Source organism: Amycolatopsis sp. NPDC005003 (genome assembly GCF_053600695.1).
Window position 1 is genome coordinate 1 of record NZ_JBSGAI010000012.1, and the last position, 22549, is coordinate 22549.

At 72.1% G+C, this 22549-nt stretch carries 24 protein-coding genes; 11 read left to right on the forward strand and 13 right to left on the reverse strand.

Translation table 11 applies throughout. From position 1 onward, the window contains the following. Nucleotides 1-143: 143 nt before the first annotated feature. Complete coding sequence (locus ACWED2_RS15930; protein ID WP_449691205.1) at nt 144-1352, reverse strand: MFS transporter; 1209 nt, start codon at nt 1350-1352, stop codon at nt 144-146. A gap of 63 nt (nt 1353-1415) precedes the next feature. Continuing rightward, nucleotides 1416-2411: a LacI family DNA-binding transcriptional regulator gene (locus tag ACWED2_RS15935; protein ID WP_449691206.1), complete on the reverse strand. Its 996-nt coding sequence runs from the start codon at nt 2409-2411 to the stop codon at nt 1416-1418. 130 nt (nt 2412-2541) lie between these two features. On the opposite strand from ACWED2_RS15935, the gene ACWED2_RS15940 reads away from it, so the two are divergent. The 4 genes from ACWED2_RS15940 to ACWED2_RS15955 are packed head-to-tail and all read left to right on the forward strand — an operon-like array spanning nt 2542 to nt 6790. After that, nucleotides 2542-4197 (forward strand): peptide-N4-asparagine amidase, encoded by a 1656-nt coding sequence (locus ACWED2_RS15940; RefSeq protein ID WP_449691207.1) that lies wholly within the window; start codon nt 2542-2544, stop codon nt 4195-4197. Nucleotides 4198-4206: 9 nt separating this feature from the next. Beyond that, a complete protein-coding gene (locus ACWED2_RS15945) occupies nt 4207-4803 on the forward strand; it encodes a hypothetical protein (protein WP_449691208.1) in 597 nt (198 codons plus the stop codon). Nucleotides 4804-4814: 11 nt separating this feature from the next. Further along, a complete protein-coding gene (locus ACWED2_RS15950) occupies nt 4815-5459 on the forward strand; it encodes a class I SAM-dependent DNA methyltransferase (protein WP_449691209.1) in 645 nt (214 codons plus the stop codon). 53 nt (nt 5460-5512) lie between these two features. Further along, entirely contained in the window at nt 5513-6790 is a 1278-nt protein-coding gene (locus ACWED2_RS15955) for a cytochrome P450 (RefSeq protein ID WP_449691210.1), read from the forward strand. A 4-nt stretch (nt 6791-6794) separates the two neighbouring features. Here ACWED2_RS15955 and ACWED2_RS15960 read toward each other — a convergent pair whose 3' ends face one another. The 3 genes from ACWED2_RS15960 to ACWED2_RS15970 form a co-directional block, all read right to left on the reverse strand. Next, nucleotides 6795-7751, reverse strand: coding sequence for a DUF1152 domain-containing protein (locus tag ACWED2_RS15960; protein WP_449691211.1), 957 nt, complete (start codon nt 7749-7751; stop codon nt 6795-6797). Nucleotides 7752-7772: 21 nt separating this feature from the next. After that, nucleotides 7773-8399 carry an alpha-ketoglutarate-dependent dioxygenase AlkB gene (locus tag ACWED2_RS15965; RefSeq protein ID WP_449691212.1) on the reverse strand — a complete coding sequence of 209 codons (627 nt, stop codon included), beginning with the start codon at nt 8397-8399 and terminating at the stop codon, nt 7773-7775. Between the two features lie 66 nt (nt 8400-8465). Further along, on the reverse strand, nt 8466-9041 hold the full coding sequence (locus ACWED2_RS15970) for a dihydrofolate reductase family protein (protein WP_449691213.1): 576 nt from the start codon (nt 9039-9041) through the stop codon (nt 8466-8468). 241 nt (nt 9042-9282) lie between these two features. On the opposite strand from ACWED2_RS15970, the gene ACWED2_RS15975 reads away from it, so the two are divergent. Further along, complete coding sequence (locus ACWED2_RS15975) at nt 9283-9861, forward strand: hypothetical protein (protein ID WP_449691410.1); 579 nt, start codon at nt 9283-9285, stop codon at nt 9859-9861. Between the two features lie 19 nt (nt 9862-9880). Here ACWED2_RS15975 and ACWED2_RS15980 read toward each other — a convergent pair whose 3' ends face one another. Together ACWED2_RS15980 and ACWED2_RS15985 are read right to left on the reverse strand one after the other, a co-directional pair. Next, entirely contained in the window at nt 9881-10816 is a 936-nt protein-coding gene (locus ACWED2_RS15980; protein WP_449691214.1) for an RluA family pseudouridine synthase, read from the reverse strand. 21 nt (nt 10817-10837) lie between these two features. After that, entirely contained in the window at nt 10838-11215 is a 378-nt protein-coding gene (locus ACWED2_RS15985) for a DUF5313 domain-containing protein (RefSeq protein ID WP_449691411.1), read from the reverse strand. Between the two features lie 77 nt (nt 11216-11292). On the opposite strand from ACWED2_RS15985, the gene ACWED2_RS15990 reads away from it, so the two are divergent. Then, nucleotides 11293-11730 (forward strand): MarR family winged helix-turn-helix transcriptional regulator, encoded by a 438-nt coding sequence (locus ACWED2_RS15990; protein WP_449691215.1) that lies wholly within the window; start codon nt 11293-11295, stop codon nt 11728-11730. 53 nt (nt 11731-11783) lie between these two features. After that, complete coding sequence (locus tag ACWED2_RS15995; RefSeq protein ID WP_449691216.1) at nt 11784-12665, forward strand: TIGR03854 family LLM class F420-dependent oxidoreductase; 882 nt, start codon at nt 11784-11786, stop codon at nt 12663-12665. Here ACWED2_RS15995 and ACWED2_RS16000 read toward each other — a convergent pair. Next, nucleotides 12662-13435 (reverse strand): hypothetical protein, encoded by a 774-nt coding sequence (locus tag ACWED2_RS16000; protein ID WP_449691217.1) that lies wholly within the window; start codon nt 13433-13435, stop codon nt 12662-12664. The genes ACWED2_RS15995 and ACWED2_RS16000 overlap by 4 nt on opposite strands. 65 nt (nt 13436-13500) lie before the next feature. Beyond that, nucleotides 13501-15009 carry an MDR family MFS transporter gene (locus tag ACWED2_RS16005; RefSeq protein ID WP_449691412.1) on the reverse strand — a complete coding sequence of 503 codons (1509 nt, stop codon included), beginning with the start codon at nt 15007-15009 and terminating at the stop codon, nt 13501-13503. Between the two features lie 121 nt (nt 15010-15130). Between ACWED2_RS16005 and ACWED2_RS16010 the strand changes: the two genes are divergently transcribed. Next, nucleotides 15131-16291, forward strand: a complete 1161-nt coding sequence (locus tag ACWED2_RS16010; protein WP_449691218.1) for a DUF1015 family protein — start codon at nt 15131-15133, stop codon at nt 16289-16291. Nucleotides 16292-16327: 36 nt separating this feature from the next. Here ACWED2_RS16010 and ACWED2_RS16015 read toward each other — a convergent pair whose 3' ends face one another. Then, nucleotides 16328-16834, reverse strand: a complete 507-nt coding sequence (locus ACWED2_RS16015) for a DinB family protein (RefSeq protein WP_449691219.1) — start codon at nt 16832-16834, stop codon at nt 16328-16330. A gap of 54 nt (nt 16835-16888) precedes the next feature. Here ACWED2_RS16015 and ACWED2_RS16020 point away from each other — a divergent pair, with 54 nt between their 5' ends. After that, a complete protein-coding gene (locus ACWED2_RS16020) occupies nt 16889-18007 on the forward strand; it encodes an ATP-dependent DNA ligase (protein WP_449691220.1) in 1119 nt (372 codons plus the stop codon). Next, nucleotides 18004-19008: a non-homologous end-joining DNA ligase gene (ligD, locus tag ACWED2_RS16025; protein WP_449691221.1), complete on the forward strand. Its 1005-nt coding sequence runs from the start codon at nt 18004-18006 to the stop codon at nt 19006-19008. Before ACWED2_RS16020 ends, ligD begins: the two co-directional genes overlap by 4 nt. Here the strand turns inward: ligD and ACWED2_RS16030 are convergent, their stop codons facing one another. After that, on the reverse strand, nt 19009-20136 hold the full coding sequence (locus ACWED2_RS16030; protein WP_449691222.1) for an MFS transporter: 1128 nt from the start codon (nt 20134-20136) through the stop codon (nt 19009-19011). A 128-nt stretch (nt 20137-20264) separates the two neighbouring features. Between ACWED2_RS16030 and ACWED2_RS16035 the strand changes: the two genes are divergently transcribed. Next, the gene (locus ACWED2_RS16035) at nt 20265-20774 is read left to right on the forward strand and encodes a TetR/AcrR family transcriptional regulator (RefSeq protein WP_449691223.1); all 510 of its coding nucleotides are present in this window, start codon (nt 20265-20267) and stop codon (nt 20772-20774) included. On the opposite strand, the gene ACWED2_RS16040 is transcribed toward ACWED2_RS16035, so the two are convergent. Further along, on the reverse strand, nt 20771-21025 hold the full coding sequence (locus ACWED2_RS16040) for a hypothetical protein (protein ID WP_449691224.1): 255 nt from the start codon (nt 21023-21025) through the stop codon (nt 20771-20773). The genes ACWED2_RS16035 and ACWED2_RS16040 overlap by 4 nt on opposite strands. A 68-nt stretch (nt 21026-21093) precedes the next feature. Next, on the reverse strand, nt 21094-22119 hold the full coding sequence (locus ACWED2_RS16045) for a CobW family GTP-binding protein (RefSeq protein WP_449691225.1): 1026 nt from the start codon (nt 22117-22119) through the stop codon (nt 21094-21096). Nucleotides 22120-22549: the final 430 nt, after the last annotated feature.

Here is a 22549-nt window from a genome sequence, read left to right on the forward strand (position 1 = left end):
AACTACCGGAGACCTCACTCATTTCGGCCGACGACACGCCCAGCACAGTCAACTCCAGCTCAACCTGCCGGAGACAACTTCGATACAGGCCCTAGGACGTCCGGGTGGTGTGCCGGTGCCCCGACCCGGCACGCCACCCGGCTTCAGGCTTGGGCGGCGGTGAGCGCTTCGGTCCGCCGGAACGCGGCGGGGGAGAGCTGGAACCACACGAGGACCGCGCTGACACCCTGCACGGCCGCGCCCATCACCCAGACCGCGCGCAGGCCCCAGTGTGCCGCGACCAGGCCGCCGGCGAGGGCGCCCAGTGGCGTCAGGCCCCAGGCCAGCGCCCGGTGGCTGGTGAGCACCCGGCCCAGCAGCGGCGCCGGCGTGAAGCGCTGGCGGCTGGACTGCGAGCAGACGTTCCAGATCAGCACGGTCGCCGTCAGCGAGATCAGCACGACGCCCACCAGCGGCGGCCACGGCGGGACGATGGCGATCAGCAGTGTCGTCACCGCGCCGAAGCTCTGCGCGAACCGCATCGACCACGAGTAGCCGAGCCGGTCGACGATCTTCTGCACCACGAACGACGAAGCGACCCAGCCGACGGCGAGACAGGCGAGCAACAGGCCGTAGCCGACCGGGCCGACGTGCAGGACCTGCGTCGCGTAGAGCACGAACATCGCGTTGCCGGCGCTCGCGGCGAACGAGCCGAGGGCGACGTTGATCGTGATCGACCGCAGCAGCGGTGTCCGCACCAGGTGCCGCAGCCCGGCCGAGAGGTCCCGCAGCGGGTGCGTCGTCGCGGCCACGACGGACTGCGAAGGAATCCGGCGGGCGAGCACCAGGGCGAGGAGCGCGCAGCCCGCGGCCAGCCAGGCGGGCGCGCCGCCGCTCACCGCGATCAGGAATCCGGTCGCCGGCGGCACGACGAACCGCACGACACCCTGGTCGATCACGGTGAGCCGCGCGTTGGCGTGGGCGAGCCGGCCGGGACCCACCACCTCCGGGACGAGCGCGCCGCTGGCGCCGTCCCCGAGCACCCGCGCCGAGGTGATGACGAAGGCGACCACCACCAGCACGGGCAGGCTGAGCAGGCCGGCGGAGGCGACCGCGGCGAGCACGACGGCGGCCCCGGCCAGCACGGCATAGGCCCAGGCCAGCACCGTGGTCCGGCGCACCCGGTCGATGAGCACCCCGGCGAACAGGGACAGCAGCAGCCACGGCGCTTCCCCGACGACGTTGATCAGCGAGACTTCGCGCGGATCAGTGGTGACCGACACCGCCAGCAGGGGGATGGCGGCCAGCAACAGGCCTTCGGCGGACGAACCGGACACCGCGACGGCCTGCAGCCGCACCCACCTGGACGCCATGGCCCGAGCCTGCCGAAGCGATCGGTGAATTCCAACCGATTTAGCGGACCGGGCGGGGAAAGGTCAGCGGCGCACCCGGGTCGACTCGCGGACGACCAGCTCCGGCGTGAACACCACCGCCTGCCGCTCCGGTTTCGTGTCCGACGTCTCCGCCAGCAGCAGTTCCGCGGCCGTGCGGCCGAGGCGGCGGGCCGGCTGGCGGACCGACGTCAGCGGGACCGCCGCCGCGCCCGCGAACTCGATGTCGTCGTAGCCGACGATCGCCATCTCGTCCGGGACCCGGACGCCCGCGCCGACCATCGCCTGCAGCACGCCCAGCGCCAGCAGGTCGTTCGCGCAGAACACCGCCGTCGGCCGGGGGCTCGCGCCGAGCAGGCGTGCGCCGGCGTCGCGGCCCGAGGGCACGTCGAGGCCGATCGCCTCCAGCACCGTCAGTTCCGCGCCGGAGCCGGTCAGCGCGTTGCGCAGCCCCTGCTCGCGGTCGCGGCACTGGGTCAGGATCGCGGGGCCGTTGACGAAGGCGATCCGCCGGTGCCCGGTCTCGAGCAGGTGCCGCCCGCCGAGCGCGCCGCCGGCGACGTCGTCGACCGACACCGAACTCGCCTCCGACGCGGGGGCTTTGCGGTCGACGAAGACGTACGGCGTGCCGGTGCGCCGGAACGTCCGCAGCGCTTCGCCGGAGGTCGCGACCGGGCTCAGCAGCACGCCGCGGACCCGTTGCTCGGCGAACATCGCCAGGTACGACGCTTCCAGCTCGGACCGCTGGCCGCTGTTGCAGGTGATGATGTTGAGGCCCTCGGCGTGCGCGGCCTGCTCGGCCCCGCGGGCGACGTCGACGAAGAACGGGTTCCCGAGGTCGAGCACGAGCAGCCCGATGACCCGGCTGCGCCCGGCCCGCAGCTGCCGCGCGGACTCGTCGCGGACGTACCCGAGCTCCTCGATCACCGAAAGCACGCGGCTGCGCGTCGCGGCCGCGACCACGTGCGGCCGGTTGACCACATTGGACACCGTGCCGATCGAGACGCCCGCGCGCTTCGCGACGTCCTTGATGCCGACCACCACACCCCCTCGCCGAGAGGCGTGAGCCTATCATGATCTGAAACGTTTCAGAAGCCGATTACCGACGTTGGTCGGATGATCGCGCCGCTAGGCTCCGAGCCGGGTGGGCGGGTCGCCGGGAGGAGTGCGGGTGCGGATCTTCACGATCGTCCTTTCACTGGTGCTGACGTGGGTGCTGTCCGGGTCGGTCGCCTCGGCCTCGCCGGTCGTCGAAGGCGATACGGACAATCCCGTCGCCATCGCGCCCGGGGTCACCCGGCCGGACACGCCGCACTGCAGCGTCACGCTCGCCGACGGCTTCCGCTCCAACGCCGCCGACGGCAGCCCGCAGTACTACGAAGGCACCCTCGCGCCGCCCAAGGCCTGCCCCGGGCCGTGGGCGAAGGTCGTCATGGACCAGACCGTCACCGTGAGCGGGCGCCAGTACGACCGGATCGGCGACCTGAAGATCGGCGGCACCGAAGTCTGGTGGGGCACGACCGAGGAGCCCAGCGGGGAAGGCAAACGCGCGATCACCTACCACTTCGACAAGGACCTCACGCCCTACAGCGCGCTGCTGCGCACGCCGCAGCCCTTCCACGGCGGCATCGAGAACTACAACTCGCCGATCTACACCGGTGTCTACGCCCAGACCGTGACGCTCACCTACTACCAGGCGGACCGCAGGCACCCCGCGCCCGAGACGCCCGGCCACGTCGCCGGGTTCGGCCACGCCGACGCGACACCCGGCGCGCCCACCGTGCACTTCACCGCGAAGGACCTGCCGCGCAACATCACCCGCGCCTACATCGAGGTCACGCTCGAGGGCCACGCCTGCGACGAGCAGTGGTTCGACGACGTCCCCGACGACGTGGCCGCGAAGTACCCGGCGGCCGGCCTCTGCGGGAAGGGCCCGTACCGCGAAGCGAACTTCGCCATCGACAGCACCCCCGCCGGGAGCGCGTTCACCTTCCCGCACATCTACTCCGGCGGGATCGTGCCCCAGCTGTGGCGGCCGATCGTCGCGATCGACACCTTCAGCCTGCACGCCGAGACCTACGACGTGACGCCCTTCGCGGGGCGTCTCGTCGACGGCGGTACCCATGACCTCTCCTTCTCCTTCCCGGACATCGGCGGCGAATTCACCGTCGTCCCGACGCTACTGCTCTACACCGACAAAAACGCCGCGCAGACGTCCGGCGCCCTCACCCGGCACGACGTCGCGGCCGCACCGGACCGCCGGACGACGGTGAAGGACATCCCCGGCGGCGTGAACGTCACGGTCACGGCCAAACGCGACGACGTGACGGCGGGCTACGTCGACACCTCCGCGGGCCGCGTCTACACGCGGGTCGAGCGCACCCGCGACTACCGCAACAGCGACGACGTCACCGGCGACGGCTTCACCCAGCACGTCGTGCAGGCGGATTCCGGGCAGCAGACGTCGACGTCCACAGTGGACGGCCGGGTCCACGCGGCGAGGCACACGTGGTCCTACCCGCTGACCACCGACGCGACGGCCAACATCACCGACGACCAGAACCTGCGCATCTCGGGTTCGGTGGACATGACGAAGATCCTCGGCGACTTCACCGGCGACGGCCGGAACTGGCGGCCGGTGAGCGCGTCGCGGGAGTGGCTGGCGTCGTCGGGCGTGCTGGCCCGCACGAACGGCGTGAACACCGAGGCCGACGGCCGGTCGAAGACGCTCTTCACCGGCGCGGACGACCTGGGCCGGCCGTACTTCCACCACGTCGCCAGCGAGCACGGGCTGATCACCGGGAACCGGGAGCTGCCGCCGCACTAGTCTTCCGGCATGCCTTCCGGTCAGGTCTCGGTCTGGGTGCCGATCGTCGTGGGGATCATCGGCTTGCTCGGGGTCGTCACCGGCCAGCTGATCAACAGCCGCCGGGAAGACCGGCGGTGGGAGCGCGAGGCGGCGCGGGAGGAGCTGCGGCACCGGCGGGAGAGCGAACGGCTGGCCGCCGACCGGGCCCACGCGATCGCGCTGCACTGGGCGCAGGAGCGCAAGGACGCTTACGCCGGTCTGCTCAAGGAGACCGGTGAGTACCTGAGCGCTCTGCTCAAGTGCATGGAGGCAGTGGCGCGTGGCGAAACGCCCGGCGAGTCCATGAAGCTCATGGGCGAGCACGCGCACGCCGCCGCGTCCTTCCACGCGGCCGTCGACATCCTCGCCTCGCCGCGCATCCGCACGACGGCCGACGATCTGATGCAGGCCGCGGTCGGCGCGCGGATCACCGTCAGCTCCTCCACCGGCATGGACGTCCGCTCCCGGGAGGTGGCCCTGCGCGAGGCCGAGCGCGCCAGGGACGCGTTCCTCGCCGAAGTCCGCGCGGAACTCGGCGTGGACACTCCGGCGGAGCGTCCGGGGCCGGCCGATGCGGACCGATAGGGTCCCGGCTCGTGACCGAACCCGCCTTCGTGACCGAGACGCGGACCGCCTACGACACCGTCGCCGACTCCTACGCCGAGGAGCTGCGGGGCCTCCTCGACGAGAGCCCGTGGGACCGGGCGATGCTGGGCACGTTCGCCGAGCTGGTCGGGAGGAGCGGGCCGGTCGGTGATCTCGGCTGCGGCCCGGGCCGGTTGACCGGGTACCTGGCCTCGCTCGGGCTGGACGTGTTCGGCGTCGACCTCTCGCCCGGCATGGTCGGCGCGGCCCGCCGGGCGCATCCGGGGCTGCGGTTCGAGGTCGGGTCGATGGCCGCCCTCGACCTGGAAGACGGTGGCCTGGCGGGGGCGGTGGCGTGGTACTCGCTGATCCACACGCCGCCGGAGGAGCTGCCGGCGGTGGTGGCGGAGCTGGCGCGGGTGCTGGCGCCGGGCGGGCGGCTGCTGACCGGGTTCCAGGTCGGCGACGAGCGCCGTCGCATCACGCACGGCTACGGCCACGACGTCTCCTTCGACGCGTACCGGTTCCCGCCGGACTTCGTGGCCGAGCTGTGCGCCGCCGCCGGGCTCGTCGTGGAAGCGCGGCTGGTCCGCGAGCCGGACGGCCGGTACGAGAAGACGCCCCAGGCGTCGCTGCTGGCCCGCAGGCCGGGGTGAACCCCGTCTCGCTTCTCGTCACCCGATCGGGCTAGTACGGTACTGTCGGTTCCATGGGGAGTCTCCGCTCACGGGTAATGGGCTGGGTCGGCCGGCGCTACCTCGCCCGGCAGTCGAAAAAGGGCTTCGACCTCGAAAAGATGTCGGCCATCCTGCCCGATTCGGCGCTGCTGCCGTTGAAGCGGGAGGGCCTCGACCCGGTGCCCGCGATGGCCGCGCGGCGGAGCGAGGCGCCGATCGGCAAGCTCGACCTGCCGTTCGGGATGAACGCCTGGCTCGTCACGGGCTACGACGAGGCGAAGGCCGTGCTCGGCAAGGCGACCGGGTTCTCCAGCGACTTCGGCAACCTCGTCGGCAACGCCGGGGTGACCGCCGACCAGAACCCGGGCGGCCTCGGCTTCGCGGACCCGCCGGTGCACACGCGGCTGCGGAAGCTGCTCACGCCGGAGTTCACCATGCGACGGCTGAGCCGGCTGGCCCCGCGCATCGACGAGATCGTCGCCGAGCAGCTCGACGCGATGGCCGCGGCCGACGGCCCGGTCGACCTGTGGCAGGCGTTCGCGCTGCCGATCCCGTCGCTGACCATCTGCGAGCTGCTCGGCGTGTCCTATGAGGACCGCGAGGACTTCCAGCGGCTGAGCACCGCCCGCTTCGACCTCTTCGGCGGTGCGGGCGCCTCGCTCGGCGCGATGTCGGAGTCGCTGACCTACCTGCTCGACATCGTCAAGAAGCAGCGCGAACAACCCGGCGACGGCCTGCTCGGCATGCTGATCAAGGAACACGGCGACGAGATCGACGACCGCGAGCTGGCCGGCCTGGCCGACGGCGTGCTCACCGGCGGCCTGGAGACCACGGCGAGCATGCTGGCGCTCGGCGCGCTGGTGCTGCTGCGCGACGAGAAGGCGATGGACGCCGTCCGCGGCGACGACGAGTCGGTGCACCGCTTCGTCGAGGAACTGCTGCGCTACCTGACCGTGGTGCAGATGGCGTTCCCCCGGTTCGCCAAGGAGGACATGGAGATCGGCGGCGTGCGGATCGCCGAGGGCGACATCGTGCTGGTGTCGCTGTCGGCGGCCGACCGCGACCCGAAGCTGGGCCCGGACATGGAGACGTTCGACGCGACCCGCGAGCCGACGTCGCACCTGGCGTTCAGCTACGGCATCCACCGCTGCATCGGCGCGGAGCTGGCCCGGATGGAGCTGCGCACCGCGTACCCGGCGCTGATCAGCCGCTTCCCGAACCTGCGGCTGGCGGTGCCGGAGGAGCGGCTGTCGTTCCGCAAGGTGTCCATTGTGTACGGTCTGGACGAGCTGCCGGTGCTGGTGGACTGACGGGTCAGTGCGGGATGTGCCGCCACGGGCGGCGCGTGACGCGGTCCCGGTGCGCCTCGATGACCATCGCGACTTCGGCGGCGGTGTTCGTGGTCGCGAGCTGCGCCAGGTAGCCGACCCCGGCGGCCAGGGTCACCGGGTCCACGGCGAAGTAGACGCCCATCAGCGGGTTCACGAACAGCTCGCTGCCCGCGGTGCGGGTGGTGCCGTGCACGTTCCCGAACTCGCCCCGCAACGCGGCGGCGATCTGCCCCTGGACGATGCTCGGCCGGCTCGGCGTCGCGCGGTTCGCGTGCGCGACGGCGTCCAGGTAGGCGGCCGCTTCCGGGGACGCCGACGGGATCGACAGCGCGCCCAGGTACCCGCCGGCCCGGTCGAGGGCGGCGAGGTTCTCCAGCACGTGCGCGTGGCAGACGCCGTGGAAGGCGTCGATGCCGAAGCCGAGGCTGACGACGACGCGGTCGACGCCCTCGAGCGCGGCCACCGCGGTGAGGCTCGCCATGTCCTCTTCGGGGGTGCCGAGCCCGGACTCGTCCCCGCGCAGCAGGATGTCCGTGCCGCCGTCGACGAGCACCACCGCGTCGACCGCGAGCTGCGCGACGAGGGCTTCGTAGGCGGCTCGCAGCGGCCGGGCTCCGACGCGCGGAAAGGCGTGCACGACCGGCGGCCACCCCTGCGTGGCGAGCCACGCGGCGAGGGTCCGTTCGGGGAAGTAGGTGTCGTCGCCCGCGCTGCCGGGCCGCACCCGCGCGACGTCCGGCGCGATCCAGTCGTCCAGCTCGAGCCGGTTCAGGTCGCTGAAGGCCAGGTTCGCGAAGTGGACTTCCTTGCCCTGGGCGCGCAGGGCGAAGGCGAGCGGGAGGCCGGCGTAGACGTCGAACCCGCCGCCCGCGCCGGCGATCAGGACCCGGCGGGCGGGCCGCAGCCGCGTGAACAGCGGCGGTTCGGCGAGGGAGAACACGCCGCCATCGTAGGGCGGGTTTCAGCGGACGCCGCGGGGCCGGAACTGGATGCTGATCCGCGGCCCGGCCGCCCGGGTCGTCTTCGGTACCGCGTGCTCCCACGTCCGCTGGCACGAGCCGCCCATGACGATCAGGTCGCCGTGGCCGAGGGCGTACCGGTGGGACTCGCCGCCGCCGCGGGGGCGCAGGGCCAGCTGGCGGGCCGTGCCCACCGAGAGGATCGCGACCATCGTGTCCTCGGTGCTGCCGCGGCCGATCGTGTCGCCGTGCCAGGCCACGCTGTCGCGTCCGTCGCGGTAGTAGCACAGGCCCGCCGTGCGGAACGGCTCGCCGAGTTCGCCGGCGTAGTGCTCGCTCAGCGCGGCGCGGGCCTCCGCGAGCACGGGGTGGGGGAGGGGCGCCTCTTCCCGGTAGAAGCACAGCAGCCGCGGGACGTCGACGAAGCGGTCGTACATCTTCCGCCGCTCGGCCTGCCACGGGACGCCGGTGGCGAGGTCGGCGAACATCTCGTCGGCGCCGGCGAGCCAGCCCGGCTGCACGTCGACCCACGCGCCGGAGCCGAGCTCGGTCCGGCGCGGTGCCAGGGCGCGCAGGGTGACAGGGCCGGATTCGCCGAACAGCGATGCCTGCAGGGCCGGGGTCGTCATGGGTCCGACCGTACACGATGTTCGAACAGATGTTCTACGTGAAACATCGGCCGGACCCGGCGCCGGTCAGTGGGTGACGTCGTAGACCAGCTTCTGCACCCCGTTGCCGTAGGCCTCGCTCTCGACGAGCTTCAGGTTCTGCTTGTCCTTGTCGGTCTCGCTGAACAGCCGCTTGCCGGCGCCGAGCAGGACGGGGAAGACCAGCAGGTGGTAGCGGTCGATGAGGCCCGCGTCGGCCAGGGCGCGGTTGAGGGTGGCGCTGCCGGCGACGATGATCGGGCCGCCTTCGGTCTCCTTGAAGGCCGCGACCTCGTCCAGCGAACGCAGGATCGTGGTCTCGCCCCAGTTGTCGACCAGGTCCGCCTCGGTGAGGGTGGTCGACACGACGTACTTCGGCATCGCGTTGTACCCGGCGAACTCCACGGTCATGCCCGGCCAGACCGGCGCGAACGCCTCGTAGCTGACCCGGCCCATCAGGAGTGCCGTGGCTTCCTCCTGCTCGCTGCCCTTGATCGCGTAGGCGGCCGGGTCGAACTCGACGTCCTTGAACGTCCAGCCCGCGTTGCGGTAGCCCGGCTCGCCGCCGGGGGCTTCGACAACGCCGTCGAGCGAGACGAACGAGCTGGAGATCAGGGTGCGCATGTGGTGCTCCTCGGTGGTCGATCCGGTATCTGCAAGTCTGTCGAACGGGGAAAGCCGGATTCGACACCGGCCTGGTCGAAAACTTCCGACACACCTCGCGGCGGAAAGGGAAGGTCTTGCCCGTCGTGGTCCGGGCTCGTACAGTCACACCTACGCCGAACAAAGGTCTGGACCTGTTGTCGGTGACCGCCGCCTCGAGTGACACAGGAGGTTGACGGTGCACAGACTTCGCGGTGCGGGCGTGCTCGCGGCGACGGCGCTGGGGCTCGCGGTGTTCACCCCGACGGCGGACGCCCAGGTCGGGACGGGTCCATGGGTCTCGGATTCGCCGGGCTACTCGGAGCAGGAGCGGGGCTGCGGTGACATCTCCGGGCTGACGTTCAAGCTCACCTGCTCGACCGGCAGCGGCGACCAGCGCGCGGAACGCCGCTACACCACCTACACCGGCGGCACCCACCAGTTCGAGGGATCGTTCAAGATCACCAGCATGGGCGGCAGCCGGATCAGCCTGAAGCAGACGTTCCGGGACGGCTCCAATGCCGGGCCGTTCTTCCTGCTGGCGGTGGAGAAGGGCGGCCGGCTCTACGCCGTGCACGGCGGCGAGACGATCGCCACCGGGGCGACCGTAGGCACGAGCGTCCGGGTGAACACGATCAACCAGGTCGGCAGCACGCACAAGGTGTACATCAACGGCTCGCAGAAGGACTCGGTTTCGAGCCCGGGTGGCAGCTACTACGACAAGTTCGGCAGCTACCGCACCGCGAGCGGCAAGGGGCCGATCACGGTGGAGTGGAGCGGGATCAGGTTCTGGCACAAGTGAAGCCCGCGGCGTCCCCGGTTCACGCCGGGGGCGCCGCCCAGGCCTCGGGGTCGTCCCAGGCCGCCAGCCGCCGCCGGCTGGTGAACCGGCGGTGGGCGCCGGTCAGCGGGTCGTCGAAGTCGAGCACCTTGGCCAGCAGCTGCAGCGGTTTCGTGAAGTCGCCCAGCGGTTTTTCGCGCAGCCGCGGGTAGAAGTCGTCGCCGAGGATCGGGACGCCGAGGCCGCTCAGGTGCACGCGCAGCTGGTGGGTCCGGCCGGTCGAGGGGACCAGCCGGTAGCGGCCCCGGCCGTCACGGTGTTCGAGCAGCTCGACGTAGGTTTCGGCGTTCGGCTCGCCCGGCACCTCTTGGGCGGCCAGCACCCCGCGGTCCTTGACGATCCGGCTGCGGACGGTCCTCGGCAGGGCCAGCGCCGGGTCGTACGGGGCGATCGCCTCGTACTCCTTGTGCACCCGGCGGTCGCGGAACAGCGTCTGGTAGCGGCCGCGCAGCTCGGGGGTGATCACGAACATCACCAGTCCCGCCGTAACGCGGTCCAGGCGGTGCGCGGGGGACAGGTGCGGCAGGTCGAGGTCGCGGCGCAGCCGCACGAGCGCCGTCTCCAGGATGTGCTGCCCGCGCGGGATGGTGGCCAGGAAGTGCGGTTTGTCGACGACCAGCAGGTGCTCGTCGCGGTGGACGACGTCGATCGCGAACGGCACCGGCACCTCGTCGGGCAGGTCGCGGTGGAACCAGATGAACGAGCCGGGCGCGTACGGCGTGTCGACGCCGAGCGGGCCGTCCGTGCCGTGGATCCGCTCCTCGCGGAGCATCTGCTCGATGCGATCGGGGGTGACCCGCGGCAGCCGGTCGACGAGGTGGGCCAGCAGGGTCGGCCACTCGCCGTCGGGCAGTTTCAGCCGGGCGGGGTCCAGCCCGTGGCGGGGCGGGATCGGCGGGCGGAGCTTGCGTCTCATCGCCCCCGACTGTAACCGTGGCTAGCCCTCCGACGGCGTCCGGTAGCGCGCGAGGTAGCGGGCGGTCACCTCGGCGTTCTTCGCTTCGGCGGCCTCGGCCCGGATGCGGCGCCCGGTGCCGTGCGGGAAGCCCTGCCGGCCGAGCCGGTGCTCGACGCTCTCTTCCATGTAGGCGCACGAGTAGAAGTAGGCGACCAGGGCGGCCATCAGGACCAGGGAAAGCCGCAGCCAGATCGAGCCGGGCAGCAGCAGCCACACGGCGCACAGCGGCAGGATGCCGACCGACCGCTGGAGCACGTACCGCCCGCGCCAGTGCTTCGACGTCGCGTCGTGCAACGCCCAGTCGTTGTAGCGCTCGGGGAGCCGTACGCCCACGGCGTACCCGGACCAGCGGAGCACGTTCGGTCGTTCCATGGGGTCGATAGTACACTAATACTTAGTGCGCTAATCATTAGGACGTACAGTAGGATCGGACCATGATCGACCTGGGTGAGGACCCCCTGAAGCTCGACCGGCAGGTGTGCTTCGCGCTGTCGGTGGCTTCGCGCAGCGTGATCGCGATCTACCGGCCGCTGCTCGAGCCGTACGGCCTGACCCACCCGCAGTACCTGGTGATGCTCGCGCTGTGGGAGCGGTCGCCGCGCTCGGTGAAGGATCTCGGCGCGGCCCTGCGCCACGAGCCCGCGACGCTGTCGCCGCTGCTCAAGCGCCTGGAGGCACTGGGGTACGTGACGCGCACCCGCAGCCGCGCGGACGAACGCCTGCTGATGGTCGAGCTGACCGCCGCGGGCCGGGCGCTGCGGGCGGAGGCCGAGAAGATCCCGTACAAGGTGGTCGAGACGCTCGGGATGGACGTCGCCGAGCTGGAAGCCCTGCACGGCGTGCTGACCCGGGTCATCGACGCGACCGCCTGAGGAATTCCCGGCCGCCCGGCGCGTTGCTCACGGAGAGCCTTCCGGGAGGAACCTTGCTGAAGATCAGGCTGGGCGTCGCGCCCGCGGCCGGGACCGGGCCGGCGGAGTTCGCCGGGCTGGCGGCGCGGCTGGAGGACGCCGGCGTCGACTCGCTGTGGCTGTCCGAGCTGGTCCACTCGCCCGAAGTCGACCCGATGATCGGCATGGCGCACGCGCTGGCGCGGACGTCGAAGCTGAAGGTCGGCACCGGCGTCGCGATCCTGCCGGGCCGGCACCCGGTCCTGGTCGCCAAGCAGCTGCTCACGCTGGCCGGGCTCGCGCCGAAGCGGGTCCTGCCGGTGTTCGGCCTCCGGCCGGCCCGCGCGGCCGAAACCGGCCTGTTCCCGGTGCCCGCCGGCCGCCGCGCCGCGGTGTTCGACGAGTCGCTCGTGCTGCTGCGCCGGCTGCTGGAGGAGGACGACGTCTCCTTCGACGGCGAGTTCTTCCAGGTCGACGGTGTCCACCTGGGCCCGCGCCCGCGGAAACGCCTCGACGTCTGGCTGGGCGGATCGGCCCCGGCGGCCCTGCGCCGGACCGGCCGTCTCGCGGACGGCTGGCTGGGCAGTTTCCGGACGCCGTCGCAGGCTCGCGACGCCCGGATCGCGATCCAGCGGGCCGCGGCGGAGGCGGGGCGCGAGATCGAGGAGGACCACTTCGGGCTCAGCCTCGCCGTCGCCGACCGGGGGATCCCGGAGCAGCTCGCCGCGGCGGCGGCCCGCCGCAACCCCGGTGTCCCCGTGACGGACCTGGTGGCGACGAGCTGGCCGGACGCCCGGCGGCTGGTGGAGCAGCACATCGAAGCCGGCCTGTCGAAGTTCGTGATCCGGCCCGTGCACGGCGATTTCGACGGCTTCCTGGAAAAGTTCCTGGCGGAACTGGGGCCGCTGCAGAACTAGCCGTGGTTCAGGTTGCCGTGCACCTGGCCGATCTGGAACGCGGTCCCGCGCACCGTTCCGGTGATCGTGTTCGTCGTGCTGCCCGGTGCCGGCTCGATCGCCGCCTTGGCCGCGGCCAGGTCCTCCTCGTAGCCGTCCCCGGCGCCGTGCCGCAGCAGGTCCCCGCTCGGGTTCGGGATGTAGAGGTAGACCGTGCCGCGGTACTCCTTGATCGAGACGTCCACCGGGACGACCTTGGTGGTGGGCAGGCTCGCGTACTCGCCGGCCAGCACGTCTTCGAACACCCGCTGGGAGAGCGCCACCGCGAGGAACGTCTGGTCGGGGTCCGAGCGCTCCAGCACCGCACGCACCGGGGCGGCGTCGAGCAGCCGGTGCGTGGTGATCACGGCACGGCCGATCGCGGCGGCGGAGGACGTACCCGGCGCCGGTTCGAGCATCGGCCCGACGTTCAGGCCGGCCCGCATCCGCAGCCGGACCGACCGCGGCCGCGCGTCCCGCTCGGCGAGCACGGCTTGGAGCTCGTCGAAGAACCGGCTGACCACGGCGGGCAGGAACCGCGGGTCGAAGCCGAGGCCGTAGCCGTCACCGGTGCCGTGCGGGAACAGCGCGGTCTCCCAGACTTCCCGCAGCCCGGCGCGGGCGAACGCTTGGGAAAGAACGTCGGGAATGGCGGCGGAGACCATCGCTTGGGTGACGTCGGGGTTGCTGCCGAACCCCTTGGTGTCGACCACCAGCAGGGCCCGGTAGGGCGGGAGTTCGTCGACGGACAAGGGCAGGCCTTCCTGTTGCCGGTACCCCTGATTCTGACGGACGGGCGTGCTTCACGGGGATGGGTCTAGAACTCCAGTTGTTCGGTCTTCCGCGGCATCAGCAACAGCGCTCCCACCGACAGAACGGCCACGGCCAACAACCCCAAGAACACGTAGTGCGTCGCATCGGCCAGAGCCCCGCGCACGAACACCGCCGCCGCGGAGTCGGCATGCCCGCCGCCCAGTACCAGGCTGGTCGCGTCCACCGACGGCGGCAGCGGGCCCACTCCCGGCGGCGGCGAAGCGAACCGGGACGCCAAAGTCGCGTTCGCGATCGCCCCGAACACCGCCGCCCCCACGGCGCTGCCCAGCGAGCGGCTGAACAGGTTCGTCGCCGTCACCACGCCGCGGCGGTCCCAGCCCACCACCGACTGGATCGCCACCAGCGTCGGGCTCGCCGCCAGGCCCAGGCCGATCCCGAGGACGAACGCCGCGAACGCCGCCGCCCACAGGGACGACCCCGCGCCGAGCAGGGCCACCAGCACGCCGCCCGCGATGATGAACACGCTGCCGATCAGCGCCGTGTCGCGGAAGCCGATGCGCAGGTAGATCTTGCCCGCCAGGGACGCCGAAATCGGCCAGCCGACCGTCAACGCCGCCACCGCGAACCCGGCCACCAGCGCGCCCGCGCCGAGCACCCCCTGCGCGTACGTCGGCAGGTACGACGTCAGTCCCATCAGGACCGCGCCGACCACCAGCGCCACCAGGTTGCCGCCCACCAGTACCCGGCGGGTGAACACCCACAGCGGCAGCACCGGCTCCGCCGCGCGCTTCTCCACCAGCACGAACGCCACCAGCAACACCGCGCCCGCCACGAAGATCGCCACACTCGGCAGCGACCCCCACGCCCACGCGACGCCGCCTTCGAGCAGGCCCAGGATCACCAGCGAACAGCCGATGGTGAGCAGCGCCGCGCCCAGGTAGTCGACCTGGTGCGGCTTGCGCTCCACGCGCTCGGCGAAGTTGCGGTGCAGCATCAGCGCGGCGAGCGCGCCCAGCGGCAGGTTGATGAAGAAGATCCACCGCCAGTCCAGGTACTCGGCGAACAGGCCGCCGAGCGTCGGGCCGACCACCGAAGCGACCCCCCAGACGCTGGCCACGTAGCCCTGCACCCTGGCGCGTTCCTCCACCGTGTACAGGTCGCCGATCACCGTCATCGACATCGGCTGGATCGCGCCGGCGCCGATGCCCTGGACCGCGCGGGCGGCGATCAGCACCGGCATGCTCCACGCGGCGCCGCACAGCACCGAACCGACCAGGAACGCCGCGATCCCGAAGAACATCACCGGCCGCCGGCCGAGGACGTCGGCGAACTTGCCGTACAGCGGCACCGTCACGGCCTGGGTGAGCAGGTAGATCGAGAACAGCCACGGGAACTGCGCGAACCCGCCGAGGTCGCGCACCACCGACGGGACGGCGGTCGCGATGATCGTGCTGTCCAGCGCGACCAGCGCCGTGCTGAGCATGACCGCGATCAGCACGGGGCCGCGTTCGGACCGGAAACCGACCCCCGTGGTGGCGGCGGACGTCGTCATCGGCGGGGTGCTCCTCGGAACGGTCATGACCGGAGTCAACTGCTTTGCAGTCCTAAGCATTCCATCCCGGCGGTACCGGCCCCAGCGAATTTCCGGACGCCCGTGGCGCAAGATGGTCAGGATGAGCGACTGGATCCGGCCGATCGGGCGGGGCTGGGTGGTCCGCAACGCGGTCCCCGGCCCCGACGTCGACGAATTCGCCGAGCCCGAGCGGGTGATCGCCGCGCTGGCCGCGCCCGGTGGCGCGGACAGCCTGCTGGCCGTGCAGCACCCCGCCCGCACGCCCGCGGCCCTGGCCCGCGGCCTGGACCTGACGGCCGCCGTCCCGATCGCCCGCGCCGTGCTCGAACGGCTCCGCAAGCGGTTCTACCGGCCGGTGCGCGACGTCATCGCGCCCTACCGCGTGGAAGGGCCGGACGGCGTGGCGCTCGGCCTGCTCTGCCTGGTCGACCCGGCGGCGGTGACCGACGAGGGCGCCGCGCGCGTCCGCCACACCGAGGACGTCTACCCCGACGTCGTCGCCGAACGGGCCGCGGTGCTCGCCGGCCTGGGCTGCGCGACGAGCGCGGCGATGCTCGTCCCGGCCGCCGGCGGCCCGGAGCTGACCGAGCTGGTCGAGCAGGCCTGCGCCGGCCTCGGCCTGCCCGATCTGTCCACTTCGGACGCGGCCGGGCGGCGGCACGACCTGTGGGTGGTGCCCGAAGGACCGCTGCAGAGCCGCCTGCTGGCCGCGGTCGCCGGCACGGACCTGCTGGTGGCCGACGGCAACCACCGCGTGGCCGCCGCGGCGACGGCCGGCCACGGCGCCCTGCTCGCGCTGGTCACCGCGGGACCCGCGCTGCGGATCGGCGCGATCCACCGCGTGCTCACCGGCACCGGGCTCGGCCCGGAGGACCTGGTGACCCGCTGGTGCGCGGCCGGCCTGGACGTCCGCTACGACGAGCACGCCGTGCCGGCCGCCGGCGAGGTCGTGGTGCGCGCCGGCGCGGCCGTGCTGCGGGTCCCGCTGCCGGCCTCGGACGGGCCCTGGCCGGTGATCGACCACGAGCTCGTCGAGCAGGTGCTGTTCGCGACGGCGCTCGGTGTCGACCCGGACGGGCCGTGCGTCCGCCCGCTCCCGGCGGGGCGCCCGCTGCCGCCGGACGCGGACGCGGTGGTGCTGCTGGCGCCGGTGAGCTTCGCGGACGTCCTGGCCGTGCACGCGGCCGGCCGCCGGATGCCGCGCAAGGCCACCTACTTCACGCCGAAGCCGCGCAGCGGGCTCCTGCTGGCGCAGCTTTAACGGGCGCCCCACCAGTGCAGGACCCGAGCAGGTCCGCTACGCCCCCGTGACGCCGTCGATCGCCTCGCGCAGGAAGTCCGCGTGGCCGTTGTGCCGGGCGTACTCGTGGATCATGTGCAGCATCACCAGCCGGAGCGAGACGTCCTCGCCCCAGCGCGCCTGGTGGCCCGTGACGTCGAGCGACTCGGCCGCCTCTTCGATCTTGCGTGCCTGCTCGACCTCGGCCTGCCACGCCGCGAAGGCTTCCGACCGCGTCGACGAACTCGCGTCGTAAGCGGCCTGGAAGTCGTTCTCGTCCGACCACACCAACGGGACGTCCTCGGCGTTGATCACCCGCCGGAACCACGTGCGCTCGACCTCGGCCATGTGCCGGACCAGGCCGAGCAGCGAGAGGGTGGACGGCGGGCTCGAGGCCCGGCGGAGGTCCTCGTCGGACAGTCCGTCGCACTTCATCGCGAGGGTGGCGCGGTGGAAGTCGAGGAAGGTGCGCAGCATTTCGCGCTCGCCCCCGGTGAGGGGTGGTTCGGGACGTTCAGTGGTCACGAAGGAGTGTGTATCACGCCCGGAAATGTCGTACTCGTGTTTTAAGCTCGCGCGGTGGACTTGCCCGTCATGCCGCCGGTGCGGCCGATGCTCGCGAAAGCGGTGCACGAGGTGCCTCGTGCCCCGGGGCTGCTGTACGAGCCGAAGTGGGACGGCTTCCGCTGCGTCGTGTTCCGCGACGGCGACGAGATCGAGCTCGGCTCCCGCAACGACCGCCCGCTGACCCGCTACTTCCCGGAGCTGGTGGAGCTGCTGGCCGCCGCGCTGCCGCCCCGGTGCGTCGTGGACGGCGAGATCGTGCTGGTCACGCCGCAGGGGCTCGATTTCGAGGTGCTCCAGCTGCGGCTGCACCCGGCGGCCTCGCGGGTGCGCAAGCTGGCCGAGGAGACACCGGCCAGCTTCATCGCTTTCGACCTGCTCGCCCTCGGCGACACCGACCTCACCGGCGAGCCGTTCCGCGAGCGGCGCAAGCAGCTGGAAAGCGTGCTCTCCACCGGCGCCGAAGGGCTGCAGCGGGTCCACCTGACCCCGCTGAGCGAAGACCCGGCGCAGGCCGAAGACTGGTTCACCCGGTTCGAGGGCGCGGGCTTCGACGGCGTCATGGCCAAACCCGGCGACCTGCCGTACGAGCAGGACAAGCGCGTCATGCTGAAGGTCAAGCACGAGCGCACGGCCGACTGCGTGGTCACCGGGTTCCGCTGGCACAAGGACGGCGTCGGCGTCGGTTCGCTGCTGCTCGGGTTGTTCGACGACGAGGGCGTGCTGCACCACGTCGGCGTGGCCAGCAGCTTCACCAAGGCCCGGCGGGCCGAGCTGGTGGAGGAGCTCGCGCCGCTGCGCGAGAACGCGCTCGAAAACCACCCGTGGCGGTCCTGGGCAGTGTCCAATGCCGCCTCCGCGGGGAAGAGCACGTCGGCGGAATACGAGCCCGAGCCCGGCCGGCAACCGGGCGCGAACAGCCGGTGGGCGCCGCAGAAGGACCTCTCGTGGGAGCCGCTGCGGCCGGAATGGGTGGCCGAGGTCCGCTACGAGCACCTGCAGGGCGGCCGGTTCCGGCACGGCGGGCGGCTGGTCCGCTTCCGCCCCGACCGCACGCCGGAGTCCTGCACGTACGCCCAGCTCGACGAGGCACCGCCCGCCGAGCTCGCGAAGCTGTTCGGGGAGGCGCGATGAGCGCGGCGGTCCTGCTGGACGTCGACGGCGTCGAGGTCAAGATCAGCAGCCCGGACAAGGTCTACTTCCCGGAGCGCGGCGAGACGAAGCTCGACCTCGTCGAGTACTACCGGGCGATTTCCGGGCCGCTGCTGGCCCGGCTCGGCGGGCGCCCGCTGCTGCTGGAGCGCTACCCGGACGGCGCCGGCGGCAAGAACTGGTTCCAGAAGCGCGTCCCGAAGGGCGCGCCGCCGTGGCTGACCACCACCGTCGTCTCGACGCCGAACGGCACGACGAGCGACGCTCTGGTGGCCAAGGACCTGGCCCACATCCTCTGGGCGGTGAACCTCGGCTGCCTCGGCTTCCACGTCTGGCCCTACCGCGCCGACACGCCCGAGGTCACCGACGAGCTGCGCGTCGACCTCGATCCGTCGCCCGGCATCGGCTTCGACGAGCTGCGCGAAGCCGCGGTGCTGACCCGTGAGTTCCTGGCCGAGCACGGGATCGAAGGCCACCTGAAGACGTCGGGTTCGCGCGGGCTGCACCTGTACGTGCTGCTCGAGCCGCGCTGGGACAGCTTCCAGGTGCGGGCCGCCGCGGTCGCGCTGGCGCGGGCGCTCGAACGGCGGCACCCGGAGAAGATCACCGCGCAGTGGTGGAAGGAAGAACGCGGCACCCGGGTGTTCGTCGACTTCAACCAGAACGCCCCGCACAAGACGGTGTTCGGCACCTGGTGCGTGCGCCCGCGCGTCGGCGGCCAGGTGTCCACGCCGATCGGCTGGGCCGAGCTGGACACCGTCGAGCCCGACGCGCTGACACTCAGCACGGTGCCCGCCCGGGTGGCCGAGCGCGGCGATCCGTGGGCCGGCGCGGGGGAGCGGCCGCAGTCGATCGAGCCGCTGCTGGAGCTGTCCGAACGCGACATGGCGGCCGGGCTGATGGACGCGCCGTGGCCCCCGGTGTACCCGAAGATGCCCAACGAGCCGCCGCGGGTGGCGCCGAGCCGCGCGAAGAAGGCGTGATCAGGGTGGGCCGAGGCGCGGGTGGAGCTGGCTCCACCCGGTGAGCGCGACCAGGGCGGTCAGCCCGAACACCGCCGCGGACCCGACGCCGGCGGCCAGCGCGCCGGCCAGAGGTGAGCCGACGGTCTGGCCGACGCCGAGCCCGGCGAACGACCAGGTGATGCCCCGGGCGGGCCGTTCGGGAAACAGGTGGGCGGCCCACAGGATGCACAGCCCGGTCAGCGCCATGTAGGTGACGCCGAACAGCGCGCCGGAAAGCAGGGCGACGGGGACCCCCGGGTGCGGCAGGGCGAGAAGTGCGATGCCCGCGGCCGCCAGGGTCCAGATCGCCAGGTTGACCGTCCGCAGGCCCGCGCGTCCGGCCGCCCGGCCCGCGACGCCGCCGAGCAGGCCGGCCGCGCCGATCGTGGCCCAGCACCAGGTCGCGGCCACCGGGCTCAGCCCGGCTTCGGCGAGCCGGGAAGTGGAAAACGTCCAGTACGGCGCACTGGTCACGCCGATGAGCACGGAGTTCACCACGAGCGGGACCATCCCGCGGGCGGGACCGGCGGCCGCGGGGGTGCCCGGCGACCGTGGCAGGGTCCGCCACGCGAGGAACAGCACCGCCACGCCGAGCGCGGCGAACACCGACCAGATCACCGGCCAGCCGAAGGCGAGCAACGGGGTGAACGCCGACGCGGCCAGCCCCAGACCGGTCCCGGTGTTGGCCCAGGTCTGCGCCCGGTCGCGGGCGCCCGCCCCGACCGTCTCGCCGATCAGCTGCGCGACGCCCGGCGAGACGAGCCCCGCGCCGGCGCCCGCGACGACGATCCCGGCGCCGAACACCGCGACGTGCGGTGCCAGGGCCATGAGCGCGAGTCCGGCCGTCGCCGAGGCCGCCGCCAGCAGCACGGTGCCCCGGGCCGACCGCGCCGACGTTCTCGGCGCGAGCAGCAGCCCGAGGCCGTACCCCGCGGTGGAGAGGCCACCGAGGACGCCGACGCCGACCGTCGTCAGCCCGAACGTCTCGCTGAACCGCGGGACGAACGGCCCGTAGGCGTAGCGCGCGAACCCGTAGCAGAGGGCGATCACGACCGCGCCGACCGTGGCCGTGGCCCACCAGGTGTCCGTCTTCGTTCCGGTCGCCATCGACCCCAGCGAACAGACAGGTCTGTCTGGTGTCAAGCGATGGTAGGATCACCGCAGGTGAGTGCACATACCGATCTGTTCGGAGGAGTGCGGTGGGCCGGACCCGTCCCGGCGATGCGGGTGCAAAGGTGCTTCAGGCCGCGTCGACGCTGTTCTACCGCGACGGCATCCACGCCGTCGGTGTCGACACGGTGGCGGCCGAGGCCGGGGTGACGAAGGCGGCCCTGTACGGCAACTTCGGGTCGAAGAGCGGGCTCGTCGTCGCGTACCTGCGGGAACGCGACCGGCGGTGGCAGGAGGAGATCGACCGGATCACCGCCGCGCACCCCGACCCGCGGGCGCGGGTGCTGGCGGTCTTCGACGCCTATGGCGCCTGGCTTTCCCGCGACGGCTACCGCGGCTGTGCGTTCCTGAACGCGACCTCGGAGTTCCCCGACCCCGCCGACCCGGTGCGCGAAGTGGTCCGCCACCACAAGAGCGGGTTGCACGGCTACCTGCGGGCGCAGTTGCGCAATGGCGAACCCGGGCTCGCCGACGAGCTGATGCTCCTGCTGGAAGGTGCGGCGGTCACGTCGGTCGTCGCCCAGAGCTCGCAGCCGTTCGCCACGGCGAAGCGGCTCGCGCAGACCCTGATCTAGACCGGCAGGTCGAGGGCCAGCTGGCCGCGGTCCTCGCCGACGCCGGACAGTGTCGCGACGCACTCCGGGCACGGGGTCAGCTCGGCTGTCGTCAGGTCCACGGGCTTCCAGCTGCGGGACTCGCGCGCCCCGCAGGCCGAGCGCCGGTAGCGGAGGTCGCCGGAGCGGGTCATCAGGTGGGCCAGGGGGACGTCTTCGGGCAGCACGCCGACCAGGTACCAGCGTGGTGCGCTCACCGCGGTGGTCGTCATGGCGGTCAGTGTCCGTCGCGGTGGCCGGGACACCGGCGCATTTGCCGATCTTCGGCGTGGCGGGGAGCTCAGGCCTGGTCGGGCAGGTAGCGCAGGATGTGCAGCAGGCCGCGCTCGTCCACGGTGTCCGGGTCGTCGGCCAGGCACCGGTCCAGGTCGGCGAGCACGGCGTCGGTGTCGAGGCCGGCGCCGATCAGCACCAGTTCGGTCCGCCGCGGCTCGCCCGGCGGCCAGGCCGAGCGCTCCAGCTGCACGAACCCGCCGACGGTGTGCAGGTGGAAGCGCGCTTGCGGGCCGGTGGGACCGAAGTCGGCCTGCCCCTTCATCCGGTAGAGCCCGGCCGGCCGCCGCTCGAGGAACTCGACGAAGGCGCGCGGCGCCAGCGGCGTCCCGGCGGTGAAGGTGACCGTCTGGTACTCGGCGTGCAGGTGCCGCGAGTGGTCGTGGTCGTCCTCGCGCAGGTCGTCGAACGACAGCTGGCCGGCCCGCTCGCCGCGGGGTTCCGGGTCGAAGAACAGCCGCGGGTCGACCCGCCCGTGCTCGGTGACCAGCAGCGGGCGGCCCGGCGCCAGCTCTTCGACGGTCGCGGTGAGCTTCGCGAGCGTCTCGGCGGGCACGCGGTCGGCCTTGTTCAGCACCACGAGGTCGGCCAGCCGCAGGTGGTCGGCCAGTTCGGGGTGGCGTTCGCGGGCGGCCTCGAACTCCGCGGCGTCGACGACCTCGGCCAGCCCGCCGTAGCGGATGTCCGGGTTCTCGCTGGCGATCATCAGCCGGATGAGATCGCGGGGTTCGGCGATGCCGCTGGCTTCGACGACGATGACGTCGATGCCCGCCTCGGCGCTCGACAGCTTGGTGAGCATCGCGTCGAGCCCGCTCGCGTCGACCGCGCAGCACAGGCAGCCGTTGCCGAGGGAGACCATCGTGTCGACCTGGCCGGCGACGGCGAGCGCGTCGACGTTCACCCGGCCGAAGTCGTTGACCACTACGCCGACCCGGGCGCCCTCGCGGTTGGCGAGCAGGTGGTTGAGCAGCGTCGTCTTGCCCGCGCCGAGGAATCCGGCGACGAGGACCACGGGGATGCGCCTGGCGTTCACGAAACTCCCTCCTCTGCCGATCGCCGCGACTCTAACGCGGGCGCGCGTACCCGGGTGGCCGCCCCCGGTGAAGGCCGTTCGGCGAATGCCCACGAAAAGACGAACGCCGGCACCCGGAAAAGGATCACGGCGCTTTGCCGTCCCGGAGTGATCGATTGGCGGAAAACGCGCTGTGCCATGTCCGCCTAACGCTTCGTAGCAGTTATTTTTTCAGCAGGGGCCTGGTTTTCGCCGGTATTCCGGGATAGGCGGGACGACGTTCCCGACTGGCGGAGTCCACCCGGCGGAACGTGGGGTATCCTCCCCCGCCTGGCCGGAGTTCCCAGGGCGGTGGGGACTTCCGGTGCGCAGTGTCGTCGGCGACCTCGGAGGAACGGTGAATCTTTTCGTCGGGCTGCAGATCGCGATTTCGGAGAGTGGGGAACCGCGG

Bases quoted from the DNA above. Each gene is read 5' to 3' on its own strand.
- ACWED2_RS15930 (WP_449691205.1), bottom strand. From the start codon at position 1,352: ATGGCGTCCAGGTGGGTGCGGCTGCAGGCCGTCGCGGTGTCCGGTTCG.
- ACWED2_RS15945 (WP_449691208.1), top strand. From the start codon at position 4,207: ATGCCTTCCGGTCAGGTCTCGGTCTGGGTGCCGATCGTCGTGGGGATC.
- ACWED2_RS15955 (WP_449691210.1), top strand. From the start codon at position 5,513: ATGGGGAGTCTCCGCTCACGGGTAATGGGCTGGGTCGGCCGGCGCTAC.
- ACWED2_RS15965 (WP_449691212.1), bottom strand. From the start codon at position 8,399: ATGACGACCCCGGCCCTGCAGGCATCGCTGTTCGGCGAATCCGGCCCT.
- ACWED2_RS15970 (WP_449691213.1), bottom strand. From the start codon at position 9,041: ATGCGCACCCTGATCTCCAGCTCGTTCGTCTCGCTCGACGGCGTTGTC.
- ACWED2_RS15980 (WP_449691214.1), bottom strand. From the start codon at position 10,816: ATGAGACGCAAGCTCCGCCCGCCGATCCCGCCCCGCCACGGGCTGGAC.
- ACWED2_RS15990 (WP_449691215.1), top strand. From the start codon at position 11,293: ATGATCGACCTGGGTGAGGACCCCCTGAAGCTCGACCGGCAGGTGTGC.
- ACWED2_RS16005 (WP_449691412.1), bottom strand. From the start codon at position 15,009: ATGACGACGTCCGCCGCCACCACGGGGGTCGGTTTCCGGTCCGAACGC.
- ACWED2_RS16010 (WP_449691218.1), top strand. From the start codon at position 15,131: ATGAGCGACTGGATCCGGCCGATCGGGCGGGGCTGGGTGGTCCGCAAC.
- ligD (WP_449691221.1), top strand. From the start codon at position 18,004: ATGAGCGCGGCGGTCCTGCTGGACGTCGACGGCGTCGAGGTCAAGATC.
- ACWED2_RS16030 (WP_449691222.1), bottom strand. From the start codon at position 20,136: ATGGCGACCGGAACGAAGACGGACACCTGGTGGGCCACGGCCACGGTC.
- ACWED2_RS16040 (WP_449691224.1), bottom strand. From the start codon at position 21,025: ATGACGACCACCGCGGTGAGCGCACCACGCTGGTACCTGGTCGGCGTG.